Below are 276 nucleotides of genomic sequence, written 5' to 3' on the forward strand. Positions count from 1 at the left end.
GGACCATCTGAAAATGAATTTGCTAAATATGCAATTGATATAACGAAGAAGAACGATGATGATAAGGAAACTGGTGGAGAGAATCCAACAACACCACCAACAGGTGAAGGAGATAATGGAGGAAATCCGACGACACCACCAACAGGTGAAGGGAATAACGGAGAGAATCCAACGACACCACCAACAGGTGAAGGGAATAATGGAGAAAATCCGACGACACCACCAACAGATGAAGGTAATAATGCAGGATCTGGACAAACTACAACGGATAATCAA

The 276-nt window shown here is 42.8% G+C and carries 1 pseudogene; it reads left to right on the forward strand.

Annotated elements, in window-relative coordinates:
- A pseudogene (locus tag MR079_RS28705) lies at positions 1-276 on the forward strand (bifunctional 2',3'-cyclic-nucleotide 2'-phosphodiesterase/3'-nucleotidase); the annotation flags it as partial.

Origin of the sequence: Bacillus cereus group sp. BfR-BA-01381 (assembly GCF_022663555.1) — a bacterium.
Taxonomy (GTDB): domain Bacteria; phylum Bacillota; class Bacilli; order Bacillales; family Bacillaceae_G; genus Bacillus_A; species Bacillus_A pacificus.